Origin of the sequence: Pseudomonas sp. L7 (genome assembly GCF_046605565.1) — a bacterium.
Taxonomy (GTDB): domain Bacteria; phylum Pseudomonadota; class Gammaproteobacteria; order Pseudomonadales; family Pseudomonadaceae; genus Aquipseudomonas; species Aquipseudomonas wayambapalatensis.
Genome location: NZ_CP176784.1, coordinates 3,651,536 through 3,670,721, shown reverse-complemented (window position 1 = coordinate 3,670,721; position 19,186 = coordinate 3,651,536). Strand labels below are relative to the sequence as shown.

Genomic DNA, 19,186 nt, shown 5'->3' with positions numbered 1-19,186 from the left:
ATTCTGTCTCGACTGTGAGTCGTACAAGAACAACGAACCCGTCCGCGCTTCGAGAATCACCATGACCAACCTGCTGTTGTATCAGCGCATTGCCCAGCAACTGGCCGATGACATCCGTCGCGGTGTCTACCAGCCAGGCGAGCGCGTGCCCTCCGTGCGCAAGATGAGCGCCCAGCTCAATGTCAGCCATGCCACGGTGCTGCAGGCCTACGCCAACCTCGAGGATCAGGGCCTGATTCGCGCCCGTCCGCAGTCTGGCTACTATGTCCACCAGACACCCGCCCTGACCGCGCAGACCCCGGATATCGCCCGGGTCGAACGCCCCGGGTTGGTTACCCGTGCCAGTATCATCCAGCAAGTGCTCACTGAAGCACGCCGCGACGGTGTGTTCCCTTTCGGGGCTGCTGTTCCGCATGTGGACTACCTGCCGGTTCGAGCGCTGCACCAGCAGATCGCCAAGGTGACGCGGTTCCACAGCCCGCGTGCCTTCAGCTACATGTTCAGCCCGGGGTTCGAGCCGCTGCGTCGGCAGATCGCCATTCGCATGCGTGACGCTGGCGTGCTGGTCGACCCGCGCGAGGTGATCGTCACCCATGGCTGTGTCGACGCCCTGCAGATGGCGCTGCGCGTGTTGACGCGTCCTGGCGACCTGATCGCCGCAGAGTCACCGACCTACTATGGGCTTCTGCAGTTGGCGGACCTGCTGGGTCTGAAGGTGATCGAGATCCCCAGCGACCCGTCCACCGGCATCAGCCTCGAGGCGCTGCAACTGGCCGCCAACCAGTGGTCGATCAAGGCCCTGGTGCTGACGGCGCGCCTGAGCAACCCTCTGGGCGGGACCATTCCGGAAGAGCGGCAGAAACAGTTGCTGCGCCTGGCGTCAGACTTCGATATCCAGATCGTCGAGGACGATATCTATGGCGAGCTGATGTTCGAGCAGGGGCGAACCAAGGCGCTGAAGGCGTTCGACCGGCTGGATCGGGTGATTTACTGTTCGAGTTTCTCCAAGACGCTGTCGCCAGGGGTGCGCGTCGGCTGGATGATTCCTGGGCGCTACCAGGACGAAATCCAGCGCCTGCAGACCTTCACTACGCACTCGGCCTGCAGTGTCACCCAGATGGGCGTAGCGGCCTATCTCGAGAACGGCGGCTACGACCGTCACCTGCGCTTCATCCGTCAGGAGTACCGCAAGAACCTCAGCGCCTATCAGCTGGCGGTGCAGCAGCACTTCCCGGAAGGCACGCAGATGACTCGGCCTACGGGTGGGTTCATTCTCTGGGTCAGCCTGCCGGGGCGAGTCAATACTCAGGAGCTGCATGTGCGGGCGCTGGAGCAGGGCATCAGCATCGCGCCTGGCCTGATCTTCAGCAACACCGAGCAATTCAATCACTGCATCCGCCTCAATTGCGGGATTCCCTGGAGCAAGGAGGCAGAGCGGGCGGTGATGACCTTGGGGTTGCTGGCCCAACAATTGTGTCGAGAGTCTGCTGTCTCGATTTTGTAGCTTGTCATAAGGGCAGGGAACAGGGAGCATAGGCATTTTGATGCCATGCTCTTGATGCCCATGAATGCGTTTCGCCCTACTGCCCTGATGCTGTGTCTTGCGCTGTCCTGGTTGCCGGGGGCATCTGTGCAGGCTGCGCAGACGCATGCAAAGAGCGAAGTGTCCCAGGGCAAGACCGCCAAGCAAGCGGTAAAAACCCCGGCGAAGGCGGTCAGCAAGCCGGCAAGCAAGCCTAAGCCAAAGAGCAAGCCGGTCAGCAAGCCACTGCCCAATCCCAAGCTCGATCTCAGCCTGCCGAGCGAGATGGTGAAGAACCTCAAGCCGGATGTCGGCAATGCCCCGTTGACGCGCAAGCCCTTGCTGCCGTCGATGTTCCCCGACAAACCCGCATCCGATGACAGCCCGTTTCAGCTCAATGGCCGGCTGATCAGCAACGAGATGCAGCTGCAGTTGCGCAACGACAGTCGCCGTGATGTCGAGGGTGCTGCCATCGATTTCGAATTTCGCAACTGACTACCGAGTCACTTCGGATTTCATCGGCTCGGTAATTTCAAACATATGTTTGAGCGGTTAGTATCCAGGGATGTCCGTCCCGTTCAGCTCCAGGGAGTCCAGTTGTCATGAAATGCCGTGAGGGCTGCGGTGCCTGCTGCATTGCCCCGTCCATCAGTTCGCCGATCCCCGGCATGCCCCAGGGCAAGCCGGCGGGTGAGCGTTGCCTGCACCTGTCCGTGGACAATCTTTGCGCCTTGTTCGGCAAGCCCGAACGGCCAAAGGTCTGTGGCGGGTTCAAGGCGGAGGTGGATGTCTGCGGTAGCGATCGCGACGATGCGATCAGGATCATTGGCTGGCTGGAGCAGATGACGGCGGCGTGACGTTTGGATCTTCGACAAAAGGAACAAGATGATGAGATCGATCAAGCGCGTTGTACTGCTGTGTGGCATGGGGGTCTTGCTGGCGCCGACGGCCTGGGCCGAGAATTGGCAGGTGGCCAAGGACGAGGCGGGCATCAAGGTGTCCCTCAGCGAGGTGGCGGGCTCCAAGTACAAGGCCTATCGCGGGGTGACCTTGATCAAGGCGCCACTGGCCAAGGTCAAGGCGTTGCAGGAGGATGTAGTCGGCGCCTGTGCCTGGGTGCATGAGTGCAAGTCGCAGAAGTTGCTCAAGCATGAAGGTGACCAGAGCTGGACCTACACCCAGTTCAATACGCCATGGCCTGTGACGCCGCGCGATTCGATCCTGCATGTCACCACGGTGCAGGAGGCTGATGGCAGCCTTACCCGCAAGCTCGAGGGTGAGCCGAAGTACCTGCCGGAGGAAAAGGGCTTCGTGCGCGTGGCGCAGGTCGAGGGCTTCTGGAAGCTGGTGCCCAAGGGTGACAGCACCGAGGTGACCTACCAGGTGCACACCGAGCCGGGTGGTAGCGTGCCTTCGTGGTTGGCCAACAAGTTCGTGGTGGATGCGCCGTTCAATACGCTGAAGGGCTTGCGTGAGCGGGCCGAGAAGAACTGAGGTTCTTTCGTCTAATGGCCCAATGAAAAAGGCTGCCCGAGGGCAGCCTTTTTGCGTTCAGCCTGGGCGGCTTACTTGCGGTCTTTCAGTGCGGTGATGTCGCGCTGCGGCTCGCCGGTGTACAGCTGGCGCGGACGGCCGATCTTGTACGGGCCAGAGAGCATTTCCTTCCAGTGCGAGATCCAGCCCACGGTACGTGCCAGGGCGAAGATCACGGTGAACATGCTGGTTGGAATGCCGATCGCCTTGAGGATGATCCCCGAGTAGAAGTCGACGTTCGGGTACAGCGAGCGCTCGATGAAGTACGGATCGGTCAGGGCGATCTCTTCCAGGCGCATCGCCAGTTCCAGTTGCGGGTCGTCCTTGATGCCCAGCTCGCGCAGGACTTCGTCGCAGGTCTGCTTCATCACGGTGGCGCGCGGGTCGCGGTTCTTGTAGACGCGGTGACCGAAGCCCATCAGCTTGAACGGATCGTTCTTGTCCTTGGCCTTGGCGATGAACTTGTCGATGTTCGAGACATCGCCGATTTCATCGAGCATGGTCAGGACCGCTTCGTTCGCGCCGCCGTGGGCAGGGCCCCACAGTGCAGCGATACCGGCGGCGATACAGGCGAACGGGTTGGCACCCGAGGAGCCGGCCAGGCGCACGGTGGAGGTGGAGGCGTTCTGCTCGTGGTCGGCATGGAGGATGAAGATCCGGTCCATCGCCTTGGCCAGCACCGGGCTGATCGGTTTGATCTCGCACGGGGTATTGAACATCATGTGCAGGAAGTTTTCCGCGTACGACAGGTCGTTGCGCGGGTACATCATGGGCTGGCCCATGGAGTACTTGTACACCATCGCTGCCAGCGTCGGCATCTTCGCGACCAGGCGCACGGCGGAGATTTCGCGGTGCTGCGGGTTATTGATGTCCAGCGAGTCGTGATAGAACGCCGACAGGGCGCCGACCACGCCGCACATGACGGCCATCGGGTGGGCGTCGCGGCGGAAGCCGTTGAAGAAGGACTTCAGCTGCTCGTGGACCATGGTGTGGTTCTTCACGGTGCTGACGAACTGGGCTTTCTGCTCTGCGTTCGGCAGTTCGCCGTTGAGCAGCAGATAGCAGGTTTCCAGGTAGTCCGATTGCTCGGCGAGCTGTTCGATCGGGTAGCCGCGGTGCAGCAGCACGCCCTTGTCGCCGTCGATGTAGGTGATCTTCGACTCGCACGAGGCGGTCGCCATGAAACCAGGGTCGAAGGTGAAGTGACCGGATGCCCCCAACCCGCGGACGTCGATAACATCGGGACCAACGGTGCCGGTTAAAATGGGCAGCTCTACGGGGGCTGCGCCCTCGATGACCAACTGCGCTTTTTTGTCAGCCATGTGGCCTCCTATTAATGCTTGAAATCATCAGACAGACCCCCCACGCAGGGCCCGCACCACTATAGAGGGATAAATTCGAATGTCAATTTGCCTAAAGGCTGGTTGAAACACCCTCCAAGCCCATGATTTTCACGAAATTGCCGCCCATTTACGCCTTTTGTTCGCTAAAGGCAATGCGCTATTCGGGCGAGCCCCTCACGTTGTCATAAGCAGCCTAACTGTCTATACTCGGCAGCCGACTCCCAGGGGCTTTCCAGCCCGCCCTGCTGGGTGTCGTGTTCTCTTCGGTGGTGGGTACCTGACCAGTACACTTACCAACAACTTTGCCCTGTTCGCTAGGGGCTCTTCAGTGTGAAAAAAGCCGTGAAAAGCCAACGACCTGTAAACCTAGACCTAAGGACCATCAAACTCCCGATCACCGCGTACACGTCCATTCTTCACCGTATTTCCGGCGTCATCCTGTTCCTCGGCCTTGCCATCATGCTGTACGCATTGGGCAAGTCGCTGGGTTCCGAGGAAGGCTTTGCCGAGGTGAAGGCGTGTCTGACCAGTCCGCTGGCCAAACTGGTGACCTGGGGCCTGCTGTCCGGCCTGCTGTATCACCTCGTCGCAGGTGTTCGCCACCTGATCATGGACATGGGTGTCGGTGAGACGCTGGAAGGCGGCAAGCTGGGCTCGAAAATCGTGATCGTCATCTCCGTGGTGCTGATCGTTCTGGCGGGAGTTTGGGTATGGTAACTAATGTCACGAACCTGTCGCGTTCGGGCCTCTATGACTGGATGGCGCAGCGCGTCTCGGCGGTCGTTCTCGCGGCTTACTTCATCTTCCTGATCGGCTACCTCGCGATCCACCCGGGCATCGACTATGCCCAGTGGCACGCTCTGTTCTCCAACAACGCGATGCGGATCTTCAGTCTGCTGGCACTTGTCGCGCTGGGCGCTCACGCCTGGGTCGGCATGTGGACCATCGCCACCGACTACCTGACGCCGATGTCGTTCGGCAAGTCGGCGACTGCGATTCGTTTCCTGTTCCAGGCGGTATGCGGCGTTGCGATGTTCGCTTACTTCGTCTGGGGTGTGCAGATTCTCTGGGGTATCTGATTCATGGCTAACATTCCAACCATTTCCTTCGACGCCATCATCATCGGTGGCGGCGGTGCGGGCATGCGCGCCGCACTGCAGCTGGCTCAAGGCGGCCACAAGACCGCAGTAGTCACCAAGGTGTTCCCGACCCGTTCGCACACCGTTTCCGCCCAGGGCGGCATCACCTGTGCTATCGCTTCGGCCGACCCGAACGACGACTGGCGCTGGCACATGTACGATACCGTCAAGGGTTCCGACTACATCGGTGACCAGGACGCTATCGAATACATGTGTCAGGAAGGCCCGGCTGCGGTCTTCGAGCTGGACCACATGGGCCTGCCGTTCTCCCGTACCGAAACCGGCCGTATCTACCAGCGTCCGTTCGGTGGCCAGTCCAAGGACTTCGGCAAGGGCGGCCAGGCCGCGCGTACTTGCGCCGCGTCCGACCGTACCGGCCACGCCCTGCTGCACACCCTCTATCAGGGCAACCTGAAGGCGGGCACCACCTTCCTCAACGAGTACTACGCCGTTGACCTGGTCAAGAACCAGGACGGCGCTTTCGTCGGTGTGATCGCGATCTGCATCGAAACCGGCGAAACCATGTACATCAAGTCCAAGGCCACCGTTCTGGCCACTGGCGGTGCGGGCCGTATCTACGCTTCCACCACCAACGCCCTGATCAACACCGGTGACGGTATCGGCATGGCCCTGCGTGCAGGCGTACCGGTACAGGACATCGAGATGTGGCAGTTCCACCCGACCGGCATCGCCGGCGCCGGTGTACTGGTCACCGAGGGTTGCCGCGGTGAGGGTGGCTACCTGATCAACGCCCACGGCGAGCGCTTCATGGAGCGTTACGCGCCGAACGCGAAGGACCTGGCTGGCCGCGACGTGGTCGCCCGTTCCATGGTCAAGGAAATCATCGCCGGCAACGGCGTGGGCCCGAACAAGGACCACGTACTGCTGAAGCTGGACCACCTGGGCGAGGAAGTGCTGCACAGCCGCCTGCCAGGTATCTGTGAACTGTCCAAGACCTTCGCCCACGTCGACCCGGTGGTCGCGCCGGTTCCGGTCGTACCGACCTGCCACTACATGATGGGCGGCGTTGCCACCAACATTCATGGCCAGGCCATCACCATGGACGCCGAAGGCAAGGATCAAATCATCCCAGGCCTGTTCGCTGTGGGTGAAGTGGCGTGCGTATCGGTTCACGGTGCCAACCGCCTGGGCGGCAACTCGTTGCTCGACCTGGTGGTCTTCGGTCGCGCTGCCGGCCTGCACCTGGAAAAAGCACTGAGCGACGGCGTCGAGTACCGCGACGCGAGCGACACCGATGTCGACGTTGCCCTGAACCGCCTGAACAAGCTCAACGAGCGTACCACTGGCGAAGACGTTGCAAGCCTCAAGCGCGAGCTGCAGAGCTGCATGCAGAACTACTTCGGTGTATTCCGTACTGGCGAATACATGCAGAAGGGTATCGAGCAGCTGGCCGGCCTGCGTGACCGCATTGCCAACGTCAAGATCAACGACAAGTCCCAGGCCTTCAACACCGCGCGTATCGAAGCGCTGGAGCTGCAGAACCTGCTGGAAGTTGCCGAAGCGACCGCCATCGCGGCCGAAGCCCGTAAAGAGTCCCGCGGCGCTCACGCCCGTGAAGACTTCGAAGACCGTGATGACGAGAACTGGCTGTGCCACACCCTGTACTACCCGGGTGAGAAGCGCGTTGCCAAGCGCGGCGTCAACTTTGCGCCGAAGACAGTTCCTGCCTTCGAACCAAAAGTCCGGACTTACTAAGGGTGGCCGCTATGTTGAAAGTCGAAGTTTATCGTTACAACCCGGACACCGACTCGGCGCCCAAGATGGAGTCGTTCGACGTCGATACCGGTGGCAAGGACCTGATGGTGCTGGACGTACTGGCACTGATCAAGGAGAAGGACGAGGGCTTCTCGTACCGTCGCTCCTGCCGTGAAGGCGTTTGCGGTTCCGATGGCATGAACATGAACGGCAAGAACGGCCTGGCCTGCATCACCCCGCTGTCGGGTGTGGTCAAGGGCAACAAGCTGGTCCTGCGTCCGCTGCCAGGTTTGCCAGTCATTCGTGACCTGGTCGTCGATATGAGCATCTTCTACAAGCAGTACGAGAAGGTGAAGCCATTCCTGCAGAACGACACTCCGGCTCCGGCCATCGAGCGTCTGCAGTCGCCGGAAGATCGCGACAAGTTGGACGGTCTGTACGAGTGCATCCTGTGCGCTTGCTGCTCGACCTCCTGCCCATCGTTCTGGTGGAACCCGGACAAGTTCCTGGGCCCCGCCGCGTTGCTGCAGGCCTATCGTTTCCTGGCCGACAGCCGTGACACCAAGACGCAAGAGCGTCTGGCGTCGCTGGATGACCCGTTCAGCGTATTCCGCTGCCGCGGGATCATGAACTGCGTGAACGTCTGCCCGAAGGGTCTGAACCCGACCAAGGCGATCGGCCACGTACGTAACATGCTGCTGCAAAGCGGCACCTGATTCGAAAATGTTGCACCAGCAGTAAGCCGAAGCGCGGGTGGTGAGCCCGCGCCGAGGTAAAACCCGAGCAAGGGCCCAAAAAGCCCGCGCTCATTACCTATGAAGATATGAGACCAGCAGGGGCTTCCGGGCTGGTACCCGGAAAATCTGCAGGATCCAGGTGGCGTGGTTAGTCGCTGTGTTCGGACTTTTCCAGGTTTGCGTGGCTCTTGCCGATCCGTCCCCTAACCGAGGGTGACCAAGCATGCAAGAAAGCGTGATGCAGCGCATGTGGGAAAGCGCCCACCTTTCAGGTGGTAACGCTGCATATGTGGAAGAGCTCTACGAGCTCTACCTGCACGACCCTAACGCTGTGCCAGAAGAGTGGCGCACCTACTTCCAGAAGTTGCCCGCCGACGGCAGCACCGCTACCGACGTATCGCACTCTACGATCCGCGACCATTTCGTACTGCTGGCAAAGAACCAGCGCCGCGCCCAACCGGTTTCCGCCGGGAGCGTGAGCAGTGAACACGAGAAGAAGCAGGTTGAAGTGCTGCGACTGATCCAGGCCTATCGTATGCGCGGCCATCAGGCTGCCCAGCTCGACCCGTTGGGGTTGTGGCAGCGCCCTGCGCCCGTAGACCTGTCGATCAATCACTACGGCTTGACCAATGCCGACCTTGATACGACCTTCCGTGCCGGCGACCTGTTCATCGGCAAAGAGGAAGCGAGCCTACGCGAAATCTTCGAGGCGCTGCAGAAGACATATTGTCGCACCATTGGCGCCGAGTTCACCCACATCGTCGATTCCGAGCAACGCAGCTGGTTCCAGCAGCGCCTCGAAAGCGTTCGTGGCCGTCCTGACTTCTCCGTTGACGTGCAGACTCACCTGCTCGAGCGCGTTACCGCGGGCGAAGGCCTGGAAAAATACCTGGGCACCAAGTACCCGGGTACCAAGCGCTTCGGTCTGGAAGGCGGCGAAAGCCTGATTCCGATGCTGGACGAAATGATTCAGCGTTCCGGCTCCTACGGCACCAAGGAAGTCGTGATCGGCATGGCCCACCGTGGCCGTCTGAACGTGCTCGTCAACACCTTCGGCAAGAACCCGCGCGAGCTGTTCGACGAGTTCGAAGGCAAGAAGATGAACGAGCTGGGCTCCGGTGACGTGAAGTATCACCAAGGCTTCTCCAGCAACGTCATGACCCCTGGTGGTGAAGTCCACCTGGCAATGGCGTTCAACCCGTCCCACCTGGAAATCGTCTCGCCAGTGGTAGAGGGTTCGGTTCGTGCCCGCCAGGACCGCCGCAACGACACCGTTGGCGACAAGGTCCTGCCGATCTCGATCCACGGCGACGCGGCCTTCGCAGGCCAGGGCGTGGTCATGGAAACCTTCCAGATGTCGCAGACCCGCGGTTTCAAGACCGGCGGTACCGTGCACATCGTGATCAACAACCAGGTCGGCTTCACCATCAGCAACCCGCTGGACGCGCGCTCCACCGAGTACGCCACCGACGTGGCCAAGATGATCCAGGCGCCGATCCTGCACGTGAACGGCGACGATCCGGAAGCTGTGCTGTTCGTGACACAACTGGCCATCGACTACCGCATGCAGTTCAAGCGTGACGTGGTGATCGACCTGGTCTGCTACCGTCGTCGCGGCCACAACGAGGCCGACGAACCGAACGGCACCCAGCCGCTGATGTACCAGCAGATCACCAAGCAGCGCACCACCCGTGAGCTGTACGCCGACGCGCTGATTCAAGCCGGTCGCATCGACGCCGAGCGCGCCCAGGCCAAGATCGACGAATACCGCAACGCGCTGGACAACGGCCTGCACGTGGTCAAGAGTCTGGTCAAGGAGCCGAATCGCGAGCTGTTCGTCGACTGGCGTCCGTACCTGGGCCATGCCTGGACTGCGCGTCACGACACGCGCTTCGACCTCAAGACCCTTCAGGAACTGTCGGCCAAGCTGCTCGAGCTGCCAGAAGGTTTCGTCGTCCAGCGCCAGGTCGCCAAGATCTACGAAGACCGTCAGAAGATGCAGGCCGGTGGCTTGCCGATCAACTGGGGTTATGCAGAGACCATGGCCTACGCCACCCTGCAGTTCGAAGGTCACCCTATCCGCATGACCGGCCAGGACATCGGCCGTGGCACCTTCTCGCACCGTCACGCGGTGCTGCACAACCAGAAGGACGCCAGCACCTACGTTCCGCTGAAGAACCTGTTCCCAGGCCAGCCGAAGTTCGAACTGTACGACTCCTACCTGTCGGAAGAAGCCGTACTGGCCTTCGAATACGGCTACTCCACCACCACGCCGAATGCGCTGGTGATCTGGGAAGCCCAGTTCGGTGACTTCGCCAACGGTGCGCAGGTGGTGATCGACCAGTTCATCACCAGCGGCGAGCACAAGTGGGGTCGTCTGTGCGGCCTGACCATGCTGCTGCCGCACGGCTACGAAGGCCAGGGCCCCGAGCACTCCTCGGCCCGTCTGGAGCGTTACCTGCAGCTGTGCGCCGAGCACAACATCCAGGTGTGCGTGCCGACCACGCCGGCGCAGATCTACCACCTGCTGCGTCGTCAGGTCATCCGCCCGCTGCGCAAGCCGCTGATCGTGCTGACGCCAAAGTCGCTGCTGCGCCACAAGCTGGCCATCTCGACGCTGGAAGATCTGGCAGAAGGCTCGTTCCAGACCGTGATCCCGGAAATCGATGCCATCGATCCGGCCAAGGTCGAGCGCCTGGTGCTGTGCAGCGGCAAGGTCTACTACGACCTGCTGGAAAAACGTCGTGCCGAAGGCCGCGAAGACATCGCCATCGTGCGTATCGAGCAGCTGTATCCGTTCCCTGAGGACGACCTGGTCGAGATCCTGGCGCCTTACACCAACCTCAAGCATGCAGTGTGGTGTCAGGAAGAGCCGATGAACCAGGGTGCCTGGTACAGCAGCCAGCATCACATGCGCCGTATCCTGGGCCGCCACAACAAGGCGCTGGTCCTGGAATACGCCGGTCGCGACGCTTCTGCCGCGCCAGCCTGTGGTTACGCATCGAAGCACGCCGAGCAGCAGGAAAAACTGCTGCAAGACGCGTTCACTGTCTAACGCCTTCGCGCACCTGAAACCGAATTTAAGGAAACACTGATAATGGCTATCGAGATCAAAGCCCCAACCTTCCCGGAATCGGTTGCCGATGGCACCGTTGCCACCTGGCACAAGAAGCCGGGCGAAGCCGTCAAGCGTGACGAGCTGATCGTCGACATCGAGACCGACAAGGTCGTCCTGGAAGTTCTGGCCACCGCTGATGGCGTGCTGGGCGACATCGTCAAGGGCGAGGGCGACACCGTCCTGTCCGACGAAGTCCTGGGTTCGATCGTTGAAGGTGGCGCCGCTGCTGCTGCGCCTGCTGCTGCCGCTGCTCCGGCTGCCGCTCCGGCCGCCGCCGCCGATGCAGGTGAGGACGACCCGGTTGCCGCGCCTGCCGCGCGCAAACTGGCCGAAGAGAACGGTATCGACCTGGCCACCGTTTCCGGTACAGGCAAAGGCGGTCGTATCACCAAGGAAGACGTGGTGGCTGCAGTCGCCAACAAGAAGTCGGCCCCTGCCGCACCTGCTGCCAAGCCGGCTGCCGCTGCCGCTGCTCCGGTTGTCGTCGCTGCTGGCGATCGCACCGAGAAGCGTGTGCCGATGACCCGTCTGCGCGCCAAGATCGCTGAGCGTCTGGTCGAAGCCCAGTCGAGCATGGCCATGCTGACTACCTTCAACGAAGTCGACATGACCGAAGTCATGGCCCTGCGTTCGAAGTACAAGGACCTGTTCGAGAAGACCCACAACGGCGTACGCCTGGGCTTCATGTCGTTCTTCGTCAAGGCCGCCACCGAGGCGCTGAAGCGCTTCCCGGCAGTCAACGCTTCGATCGATGGCAACGACATCGTTTACCATGGCTACGCGGACGTCGGCGTTGCCGTCTCCAGCGACCGTGGCCTGGTGGTACCGGTGCTGCGCAATGCCGAGTCGATGTCGCTGGCCGAGATCGAGAACGGCATCGCCACCTTCGGCAAGAAGGCCCGTGACGGCAAGCTGTCGATCGAAGAGATGACCGGCGGTACCTTCACCATCACCAACGGTGGTACCTTCGGTTCGATGATGTCGACCCCGATCGTCAACCCGCCGCAGGCCGCGATCCTGGGTATGCACAACATCATCCAGCGTCCGATGGCGATCAATGGCCAAGTGGTCATTCGCCCGATGATGTACCTGGCGCTGTCCTATGACCACCGCCTGATCGACGGCAAGGAAGCGGTAACCTTCCTGGTGACCATCAAGAACCTGCTGGAAGATCCGTCCCGTCTGCTGCTGGACATCTAATCACGCAGCTGCACGCTGCAGGCGACAGGCTCCCGACCGGAGCAGGTCGCCTTGCCGCGTGCGGCTTGTAGCTTGAAGCTGATAAGGAATCTTTTATGACCCAGAAATTCGACGTAGTGGTGATTGGTGCGGGTCCTGGCGGCTATGTTGCTGCCATCAAGGCTGCCCAACTTGGTCTGAAGACTGCCTGTATCGAGAAGTACACCGACGCCGAGGGCAAGCTGGCCCTGGGCGGCACCTGCCTGAACGTAGGTTGCATTCCTTCCAAGGCGCTGCTGGACAGCTCCTGGAAATACAAGGAAGCAAAAGAGAGCTTCAACGTCCACGGCATCTCCACTGGCGAAGTGAAGATGGACGTCGCCGCGATGGTTGGTCGCAAGGCCGGCATCGTCAAGAACCTGACCGGTGGCGTTGCCACCCTGTTCAAGGCCAACGGCGTTACTTCGATCCAGGGCCACGGCAAGCTGCTGGCTGGCAAGAAAGTCGAAGTCACCAAGGCTGACGGTACCACCGAAGTCATCGAAGCCGAGAACGTGATCCTGGCCTCCGGCTCGCGTCCGATCGACATTCCGCCGGCTCCGGTCGACCAGAATGTGATCGTCGACTCCACCGGCGCCCTGGAATTCCAATCGGTACCCAAGCGCCTGGGCGTGATCGGCGCTGGCGTCATCGGCCTGGAGCTGGGCTCGGTCTGGGCTCGCCTGGGTGCTGAAGTGACCGTGCTGGAAGCGCTGGACACCTTCCTGATGGCTGCCGACACCGCCGTGTCGAAAGAAGCTCAGAAGACCCTGACCAAGCAAGGCCTGGACATCAAGCTGGGCGCGCGCGTCACCGGCTCGAAAGTCAACGGCGACGAAGTCGAAGTGACCTACACCAACGCCGAAGGCGAGCAGAAGATCGTCTTCGACAAGCTGATCGTTGCGGTCGGCCGTCGTCCTGTGACCACCGATCTGCTGGCTGCCGATAGCGGTGTGAACATCGACGAGCGTGGCTACATCTTCGTCGACGACTACTGCGCCACCAGCGTGCCGGGCGTCTACGCCATCGGCGACGTAGTTCGCGGCATGATGCTGGCACACAAGGCCTCGGAAGAGGGCATCATGGTCGTCGAGCGCATCAAGGGCCACAAGGCTCAGATGAACTACGACCTGATCCCTTCGGTTATCTACACCCACCCGGAAATCGCCTGGGTCGGCAAGACCGAACAAGCATTGAAAGCCGAAGGCGTTGAGGTTAACGTGGGCACCTTCCCGTTCGCGGCCAGCGGCCGTGCGATGGCTGCCAACGACACCGGTGGCTTCGTCAAGGTCATCGCCGATGCCAAGACCGACCGCGTCCTGGGTGTTCACGTGATCGGCCCATCGGCTGCCGAGCTGGTTCAGCAAGGCGCGATCGCAATGGAATTCGGCACCAGTGCCGAGGACCTGGGCATGATGGTCTTCAGCCATCCGACCCTGTCCGAAGCGTTGCATGAAGCAGCGCTGGCTGTGAATGGCGGTGCCATTCACGTGGCCAACCGTAAGAAGCGTTAATTATAAAAACCACGGCGGGCTGCCCGTCGTGGGTCTTGCGTGCAAGATCCACCGCGGAATGTCCGCCGGACCGGGCCACCGGAAAAATCCGGGGTTAACGGTCACAGGTGGCGCGGCTCTGGAAACAGCGCAGCGCCGAAGCGCAGTACCTAACGAAGACGGTAAAAAGCATGAATCTTCACGAGTATCAGGGTAAACAGCTGTTCGCTGAGTACGGCCTGCCAGTTTCCAAGGGTTTCGCTGTCGATACCCCTGAGCAAGCCGCAGAAGCCTGCGACAAGATCGGCGGTTCCGAGTGGGTTGTAAAAGCCCAGGTCCACGCTGGTGGTCGCGGTAAGGCGGGCGGCGTCAAGCTGGTTCGCAGCAAGGAAGACGCCAAGGCGTTCGCTGCGCAGTGGTTGGGCAAGAATCTGGTGACCTACCAGACTGACGCCAACGGTCAACCAGTCTCCAAGATCCTGGTCGAATCCTGCACTGACATCGCCAAAGAGCTGTACCTGGGCGCTGTAGTGGATCGTTCGAGCCGTCGTATCGTGTTCATGGCTTCCACCGAAGGTGGCGTGGACATCGAGAAAGTCGCTCACGAAACTCCTGAGAAGATCCTCAAGGCTACCATCGACCCGCTGGTCGGCGCTCAGCCGTTCCAGGGTCGCGAGCTGGCTTTCCAGCTGGGCCTGGAAGGCAAGCAAGTACAACAGTTCGCCAAGATCTTCGTAGGTCTGGCCAAGCTGTTCAAGGACCATGACCTGGCCCTGCTGGAAGTGAACCCGCTGGTGATCAAGGCCGACGGCGACCTGCACTGCCTCGATGCCAAGATCAACATCGACGCCAACGCCATGTACCGTCAGCCTAAGCTGAAGACCTTCCACGACCCGTCCCAGGACGACGCCCGTGAAGCCCACGCTGCCAAGTTCGAACTGAACTACGTAGCGCTGGAAGGCAACATCGGCTGCATGGTCAACGGTGCCGGTCTGGCCATGGGTACCATGGACATCGTCAACCTGCACGGCGGCAAGCCAGCCAACTTCCTCGACGTTGGTGGTGGTGCTACCAAGGAACGCGTTACCGAAGCGTTCAAGATCATCCTGTCCGACAGCAATGTCGCGGCCGTTCTGGTCAACATCTTCGGTGGTATCGTTCGTTGCGACATGATTGCCGAAGGCATCATCGGTGCAGTGAAAGAAGTCGGCGTGAAAGTACCGGTCGTTGTCCGCCTCGAAGGCAACAACGCCGAACTGGGCGCTAAAGTACTGGCAGAAAGCGGTTTGAACATCATTGCGGCAACCAGCCTGACCGACGCTGCTCAACAAGTTGTCAAAGCTGCGGAGGGCAAGTAATGAGCGTCCTGATCAATAAAGACACCAAAGTCATCTGCCAGGGCTTCACCGGCTCGCAGGGTACTTTCCACTCCGAACAAGCCATCGCCTACGGCACCAAGATGGTCGGCGGCGTCACCCCAGGCAAGGGTGGCACCACCCACCTGGGCCTGCCGGTGTTCAACACCGTCAAGGAAGCTGTGGAAGCTACCGGCGCTGACGCTTCGGTCATCTACGTTCCGGCTCCGTTCTGCAAGGACTCGATCCTGGAAGCGGCCTTCGGCGGCATCAAGCTGATCGTCTGCATCACCGAAGGTATTCCTACCCTCGACATGCTGGACGCCAAGGTCAAGTGCGACGAGCTGGGTGTCACCCTGATCGGCCCTAACTGCCCAGGCGTCATCACTCCGGGCGAGTGCAAGATCGGCATCATGCCAGGCCACATCCACTTGCCAGGCAAGGTCGGTATCGTTTCCCGTTCCGGCACCCTGACCTACGAAGCGGTCAAGCAGACCACCGACGCCGGCTTCGGCCAATCGACCTGCGTCGGCATCGGCGGCGACCCGATCCCAGGCTCCAACTTCATCGACATCCTGAAGCTGTTCCAGGAAGACCCGAAGACCGAAGCGATCGTCATGATCGGTGAGATCGGCGGTTCGGCTGAAGAAGAAGCTGCTGCCTACATCAAGGCCAACGTCACCAAGCCTGTCGTTTCCTACATCGCTGGTGTTACCGCTCCTGCGGGCAAGCGTATGGGCCACGCTGGCGCCATCATCTCCGGCGGTAAAGGCACTGCAGACGAGAAATTCGCTGCACTGCAGGACGCTGGCGTGAAGACCGTGCGTTCCCTGGCTGACATCGGCAAGGCCCTGGCCGAGCTGACTGGCTGGGAAGCCAAGAAGTAAGTAACACGCTATACCCCCCACGCGCACAAAGGCCACCTTCGGGTGGCCTTTGTCGTTCTGGGTCGTCCTGCGATGGGCCCGGAAATGACAACTCAGATTATTCGATCGGGCCCATAGGATTTTTCCAGCAGACGATGGTTTCAATCCGAGGATAATCCAGCCATCCTCGGTCACGCAGACGACAAACACATACGCACATCGGACAACCAGCACCATTGCAGTGCGTTTGCCCGGCAAATTCTGTAACCTACGCGCTCACTCTGTGCCCGTACCCCAAAAGGGAACGACACGCTAAACGGGTCTGGCTCATCAAGCCGGGCAGCATTTCCCTCATCCATGTGGAAATCCCTTCTCGAATCCCGATTTCAGCAGTGTGGTACTTCCTTAAATGAAAGTGTTAAAAGGCCAGGATATCCTGGCGCTTGGCTTTATGACGTTCGCGCTTTTCGTCGGTGCGGGCAATATCATCTTCCCGCCTATCGTTGGCCTGCAGTCCGGTCCGCACGTGTGGATGGCGGCGCTGGGCTTCCTGGTCACCGCCGTGGGTCTGCCAGTCATTACCGTGGTTGCCCTGGCGAAGGTCGGTGGCGGGATGGATGCCCTGAGCAGCCCGATCGGCAAGTTCTTCGGCGGCCTGTTGGCGGCAGTCTGCTACCTCTCGGTCGGCCCGCTGTTCGCTACCCCGCGCACCGCCACCGTTTCGTTCGAGGTGGGTGTGGCGCCACTGACCGGTGAAAGCCCGCTGGCGCTGTTCATCTACAGCCTGGTGTACTTCGCTGTGGTGCTGGCCGTGTCGATGTATCCGGGCAAGCTGCTCGATACCGTCGGTCGCTTCCTGGCACCGCTGAAGATCATCGCCCTGGCGGTGCTCGGCATTGCTGCCTTCGCGCTGCCAGCGGGCTCGATTGGTGACGCGCAGCCGGCTTACGTCGCAGCTCCGTTCTCCCAAGGCTTCATCAATGGCTACCTGACCATGGATACCCTCGGTGCCCTGGTGTTCGGCATCGTCATCGTCAACGCCATCCGTTCGCGCGGTGTGGAGTCGCCCAAGCTGATCACTCGCTACGCCATCATCGCCGGTCTGATCGCCGGTGTCGGCCTGGCGCTGGTGTACATCAGCCTGTTCCGCCTCGGCGCCGGCAGCCATGAGATCGCTGCGAACGCGAGCAACGGTGCTGCGGTTCTGCATGCCTACGTGCAGCACACCTTCGGCTCGCTGGGCAGTGGTTTCCTGGCCGTGCTGATCGCGCTGGCCTGCCTGGTCACTGCCGTGGGCCTGACCTGTGCCTGTGCCGAGTACTTCAGCCAGATCCTGCCGCTGTCGTACCGTGCCCTGGTGGTGATCCTGGCGGGCTTCTCGCTGCTGATCTCGAACCTGGGCCTGACCAAGCTGATCATGTTCTCGATCCCGGTGCTGACCGCCATCTACCCGCCTTGCATCGTGGTCGTGGGCCTGAGCTTCGTGAAGGACCTGTGGAACTCGCCGGTACGCATTCTCGCGCCGGTCATGCTCGTTTCGCTGCTGTTCGGCATGGTCGATGCGATCAAGGGCAGCGGCCTGGCGCACATCCTGCCGGACGCGGTGGCGCACTTGCCGCTGAGCGAGCAGGGCCTGGCCTGGCTGGTGCCTTCGGTGATCGCCCTGGCCGCCGCGGTGGTCTGTGATCGTCTGCTCGGCAAGCCACGCGAGGCGCTGGCCTGATGGGTGAAGCCTGCAGCAGGTGCTGGCCACAAGCCTATTGGCACTTGCTGGATGTTTGAACCCGAAGCCCCGTATCCGAAAGGATGCGGGGCTTTTTGCTGGCTACTGTTTCTGTAGGAGCGGGCTTGCCCGCGAACAGGCCCGCCCTGGCAAGATGGTTTTCACAACCTCAGTGTGCCTTTCATCGATAGCCAGCGTCGAATCCGCAGGCCAATCTCTTTATGCCCCGCCTTACGGAAACCCTGCATGACCTTCATCCAAAGCAATCTCCACAACCTGCTGGCCGTCGCCTGGTTTGCGCTGTGCTGGGGCGGCTACACCCGCTACGCCACCTGGAAGGGGCGCGACACTGCGTGCCTGGCCAGCGTCCTGCATCTCTACCGGGAAGATTGGATGCGTCGCATGCTGCTGCGCGACAACCGCATCGCCGACGCCAGCGTGATCGGCAACCTGGAGCGCAACGCGTCTTTTTTTGCCTCGAGCACTCTGATCATCCTGGCAGGCATCCTCACCGTGCTCGGCGCCTCCGATCGTGCGCTGTCGCTGTTAGCCGACCTGCCGCTGGTGCAGCAGGCCTCGCAGGGGATGTCGGAGATCAAGCTGCTGTGCCTGGCGCTGGTGTTCGTCTATGCCTTCTTCACCTTCAGCTGGTGCATGCGCCAATACAATTTCGCTGCGGTGCTGGTGGGGTCGGCGCCGATGATTGGTGAGCGGCAGGTCAGCGAGCTTGAGCGCAAGGCCTTCGCCTCGCGGGCGGCGCGGGTACTGTCGCTGGCGGCCAACCAGTTCAACCTTGGATTGCGTTCTTACTATTTCGGCATGGCCATGCTGAGTTGGTTCGTCAGCCCGTGGATGTTCATGCTGCTGAGTATCGGTGTCGTATTCATTCTGTACCGACGGGAGTTCCACTCCCATGTACTGGAAGTGATGGTCTTCACTCCCACCGAAAGTGTGCAGAGTGAAGCGGGCAAGGACACTTCGGTGAATATGAATTGATCAACGCTGACTGAAGCGTTTCATCAGTTAATTGCAGGTACAAAAAAACCCGACGCAAGTCGGGTTTTTCCGTTCAGCATAATTACTGCTTGGCAGGTTCGGCCGGAGCAGTGGAAGGCGCCGGGGTGGAAGGCTGGGCTTCCTCGGCGGCTTTCTGCTGCGCTTCGGCCTGATCTTTGGCGGCTTCGGCGTTTTCCTTGGCGGCCTCGTTCACTTTATCCTGAGCCTCGCCCATCTTCTCCTGGGCTTGCTCGGCATGTTGCTGTGCGTCCTGGGCTTTGTCTTCGCTCGCCTTGTCGCAAGCAGCCAGGCCCATGGCAGCGGCCAGCATCAGAGCAAAAGCAAAAGGTTTACGCATGGGGTGTTTCTCCTTGGTGGAATAACTTACTTGAAACCTTCGAGTCCATCCGCCAGCCATAAGTTCAAC

The 19,186-nt window shown here is 60.9% G+C and carries 17 protein-coding genes; 15 read left to right on the top strand and 2 right to left on the bottom strand.

Translation table 11 applies throughout. The features are described 5' to 3' along the window. Positions 1 to 61: 61 nt before the first annotated feature. From ACK3BK_RS16925 to ACK3BK_RS16910, 4 genes are all read left to right on the top strand, one after another. Entirely contained in the window at positions 62 to 1,504 is a 1,443-nt protein-coding gene (locus tag ACK3BK_RS16925; RefSeq protein WP_186666236.1) for a PLP-dependent aminotransferase family protein, read from the top strand. Between the two features lie 60 nt (positions 1,505 to 1,564). Then, the gene (locus tag ACK3BK_RS16920; RefSeq protein ID WP_411384485.1) at positions 1,565 to 2,017 is read left to right on the top strand and encodes a hypothetical protein; all 453 of its coding nucleotides are present in this window, start codon (positions 1,565 to 1,567) and stop codon (positions 2,015 to 2,017) included. Positions 2,018 to 2,124: 107 nt separating this feature from the next. Continuing rightward, positions 2,125 to 2,379 carry a YkgJ family cysteine cluster protein gene (locus ACK3BK_RS16915; RefSeq protein WP_186666234.1) on the top strand — a complete coding sequence of 85 codons (255 nt, stop codon included), beginning with the start codon at positions 2,125 to 2,127 and terminating at the stop codon, positions 2,377 to 2,379. A gap of 28 nt (positions 2,380 to 2,407) precedes the next feature. Further along, complete coding sequence (locus ACK3BK_RS16910; protein ID WP_411382932.1) at positions 2,408 to 3,016, top strand: START domain-containing protein; 609 nt, start codon at positions 2,408 to 2,410, stop codon at positions 3,014 to 3,016. A 71-nt stretch (positions 3,017 to 3,087) separates the two neighbouring features. On the opposite strand, the gene gltA is transcribed toward ACK3BK_RS16910, so the two are convergent. Continuing rightward, positions 3,088 to 4,377, bottom strand: a complete 1,290-nt coding sequence (gltA, locus tag ACK3BK_RS16905; RefSeq protein ID WP_054894257.1) for a citrate synthase — start codon at positions 4,375 to 4,377, stop codon at positions 3,088 to 3,090. 351 nt (positions 4,378 to 4,728) lie between these two features. Between gltA and sdhC the strand changes: the two genes are divergently transcribed. The 11 genes from sdhC (at position 4,729) to ACK3BK_RS16850 (ending at position 18,759) form a co-directional block, all read left to right on the top strand. Then, the gene (gene sdhC, locus ACK3BK_RS16900) at positions 4,729 to 5,115 is read left to right on the top strand and encodes a succinate dehydrogenase, cytochrome b556 subunit (RefSeq protein ID WP_023628897.1); all 387 of its coding nucleotides are present in this window, start codon (positions 4,729 to 4,731) and stop codon (positions 5,113 to 5,115) included. Beyond that, positions 5,109 to 5,477, top strand: coding sequence for a succinate dehydrogenase, hydrophobic membrane anchor protein (gene sdhD, locus ACK3BK_RS16895; protein ID WP_054894255.1), 369 nt, complete (start codon positions 5,109 to 5,111; stop codon positions 5,475 to 5,477). Before sdhC ends, sdhD begins: the two co-directional genes overlap by 7 nt. A gap of 3 nt (positions 5,478 to 5,480) precedes the next feature. Then, a complete protein-coding gene (gene sdhA, locus ACK3BK_RS16890) occupies positions 5,481 to 7,253 on the top strand; it encodes a succinate dehydrogenase flavoprotein subunit (RefSeq protein ID WP_054894254.1) in 1,773 nt (590 codons plus the stop codon). 11 nt (positions 7,254 to 7,264) lie between these two features. Beyond that, positions 7,265 to 7,969, top strand: a complete 705-nt coding sequence (locus ACK3BK_RS16885) for a succinate dehydrogenase iron-sulfur subunit (RefSeq protein WP_012315348.1) — start codon at positions 7,265 to 7,267, stop codon at positions 7,967 to 7,969. Positions 7,970 to 8,213: 244 nt separating this feature from the next. Beyond that, entirely contained in the window at positions 8,214 to 11,045 is a 2,832-nt protein-coding gene (locus tag ACK3BK_RS16880; RefSeq protein WP_186666232.1) for a 2-oxoglutarate dehydrogenase E1 component, read from the top strand. A gap of 42 nt (positions 11,046 to 11,087) precedes the next feature. After that, complete coding sequence (gene odhB, locus ACK3BK_RS16875) at positions 11,088 to 12,308, top strand: 2-oxoglutarate dehydrogenase complex dihydrolipoyllysine-residue succinyltransferase (protein WP_186666231.1); 1,221 nt, start codon at positions 11,088 to 11,090, stop codon at positions 12,306 to 12,308. A gap of 95 nt (positions 12,309 to 12,403) precedes the next feature. Continuing rightward, positions 12,404 to 13,840: a dihydrolipoyl dehydrogenase gene (gene lpdA, locus ACK3BK_RS16870; protein ID WP_054894251.1), complete on the top strand. Its 1,437-nt coding sequence runs from the start codon at positions 12,404 to 12,406 to the stop codon at positions 13,838 to 13,840. A 170-nt stretch (positions 13,841 to 14,010) separates the two neighbouring features. Next, a complete protein-coding gene (gene sucC, locus ACK3BK_RS16865; protein WP_011534748.1) occupies positions 14,011 to 15,177 on the top strand; it encodes an ADP-forming succinate--CoA ligase subunit beta in 1,167 nt (388 codons plus the stop codon). Next, positions 15,177 to 16,061, top strand: coding sequence for a succinate--CoA ligase subunit alpha (gene sucD, locus ACK3BK_RS16860; protein WP_016393102.1), 885 nt, complete (start codon positions 15,177 to 15,179; stop codon positions 16,059 to 16,061). Before sucC ends, sucD begins: the two co-directional genes overlap by 1 nt. Positions 16,062 to 16,449: 388 nt before the next feature. Then, a complete protein-coding gene (gene brnQ / locus ACK3BK_RS16855; RefSeq protein WP_411382931.1) occupies positions 16,450 to 17,763 on the top strand; it encodes a branched-chain amino acid transport system II carrier protein in 1,314 nt (437 codons plus the stop codon). 246 nt (positions 17,764 to 18,009) lie between these two features. Continuing rightward, positions 18,010 to 18,759: a DUF599 domain-containing protein gene (locus ACK3BK_RS16850; protein ID WP_186707981.1), complete on the top strand. Its 750-nt coding sequence runs from the start codon at positions 18,010 to 18,012 to the stop codon at positions 18,757 to 18,759. Between the two features lie 82 nt (positions 18,760 to 18,841). Here the strand turns inward: ACK3BK_RS16850 and ACK3BK_RS16845 are convergent, their stop codons facing one another. Beyond that, a complete protein-coding gene (locus tag ACK3BK_RS16845; protein ID WP_054894248.1) occupies positions 18,842 to 19,117 on the bottom strand; it encodes a hypothetical protein in 276 nt (91 codons plus the stop codon). Positions 19,118 to 19,186: the final 69 nt, after the last annotated feature.

Excerpts from the sequence above, each read along its gene's own strand:
- ACK3BK_RS16925 (WP_186666236.1), top strand. The coding sequence starts at position 62 with ATGACCAACCTGCTGTTGTATCAGCGCATTGCCCAGCAACTGGCCGAT.
- ACK3BK_RS16920 (WP_411384485.1), top strand. The coding sequence starts at position 1,565 with ATGAATGCGTTTCGCCCTACTGCCCTGATGCTGTGTCTTGCGCTGTCC.
- ACK3BK_RS16915 (WP_186666234.1), top strand. The coding sequence starts at position 2,125 with ATGAAATGCCGTGAGGGCTGCGGTGCCTGCTGCATTGCCCCGTCCATC.
- ACK3BK_RS16910 (WP_411382932.1), top strand. The coding sequence starts at position 2,408 with ATGATGAGATCGATCAAGCGCGTTGTACTGCTGTGTGGCATGGGGGTC.
- gltA (WP_054894257.1), bottom strand. The coding sequence starts at position 4,377 with ATGGCTGACAAAAAAGCGCAGTTGGTCATCGAGGGCGCAGCCCCCGTA.
- sdhD (WP_054894255.1), top strand. The coding sequence starts at position 5,109 with ATGGTAACTAATGTCACGAACCTGTCGCGTTCGGGCCTCTATGACTGG.
- sdhA (WP_054894254.1), top strand. The coding sequence starts at position 5,481 with ATGGCTAACATTCCAACCATTTCCTTCGACGCCATCATCATCGGTGGC.
- ACK3BK_RS16885 (WP_012315348.1), top strand. The coding sequence starts at position 7,265 with ATGTTGAAAGTCGAAGTTTATCGTTACAACCCGGACACCGACTCGGCG.
- ACK3BK_RS16880 (WP_186666232.1), top strand. The coding sequence starts at position 8,214 with ATGCAAGAAAGCGTGATGCAGCGCATGTGGGAAAGCGCCCACCTTTCA.
- odhB (WP_186666231.1), top strand. The coding sequence starts at position 11,088 with ATGGCTATCGAGATCAAAGCCCCAACCTTCCCGGAATCGGTTGCCGAT.
- lpdA (WP_054894251.1), top strand. The coding sequence starts at position 12,404 with ATGACCCAGAAATTCGACGTAGTGGTGATTGGTGCGGGTCCTGGCGGC.
- sucC (WP_011534748.1), top strand. The coding sequence starts at position 14,011 with ATGAATCTTCACGAGTATCAGGGTAAACAGCTGTTCGCTGAGTACGGC.
- sucD (WP_016393102.1), top strand. The coding sequence starts at position 15,177 with ATGAGCGTCCTGATCAATAAAGACACCAAAGTCATCTGCCAGGGCTTC.
- brnQ (WP_411382931.1), top strand. The coding sequence starts at position 16,450 with ATGAAAGTGTTAAAAGGCCAGGATATCCTGGCGCTTGGCTTTATGACG.
- ACK3BK_RS16850 (WP_186707981.1), top strand. The coding sequence starts at position 18,010 with ATGACCTTCATCCAAAGCAATCTCCACAACCTGCTGGCCGTCGCCTGG.
- ACK3BK_RS16845 (WP_054894248.1), bottom strand. The coding sequence starts at position 19,117 with ATGCGTAAACCTTTTGCTTTTGCTCTGATGCTGGCCGCTGCCATGGGC.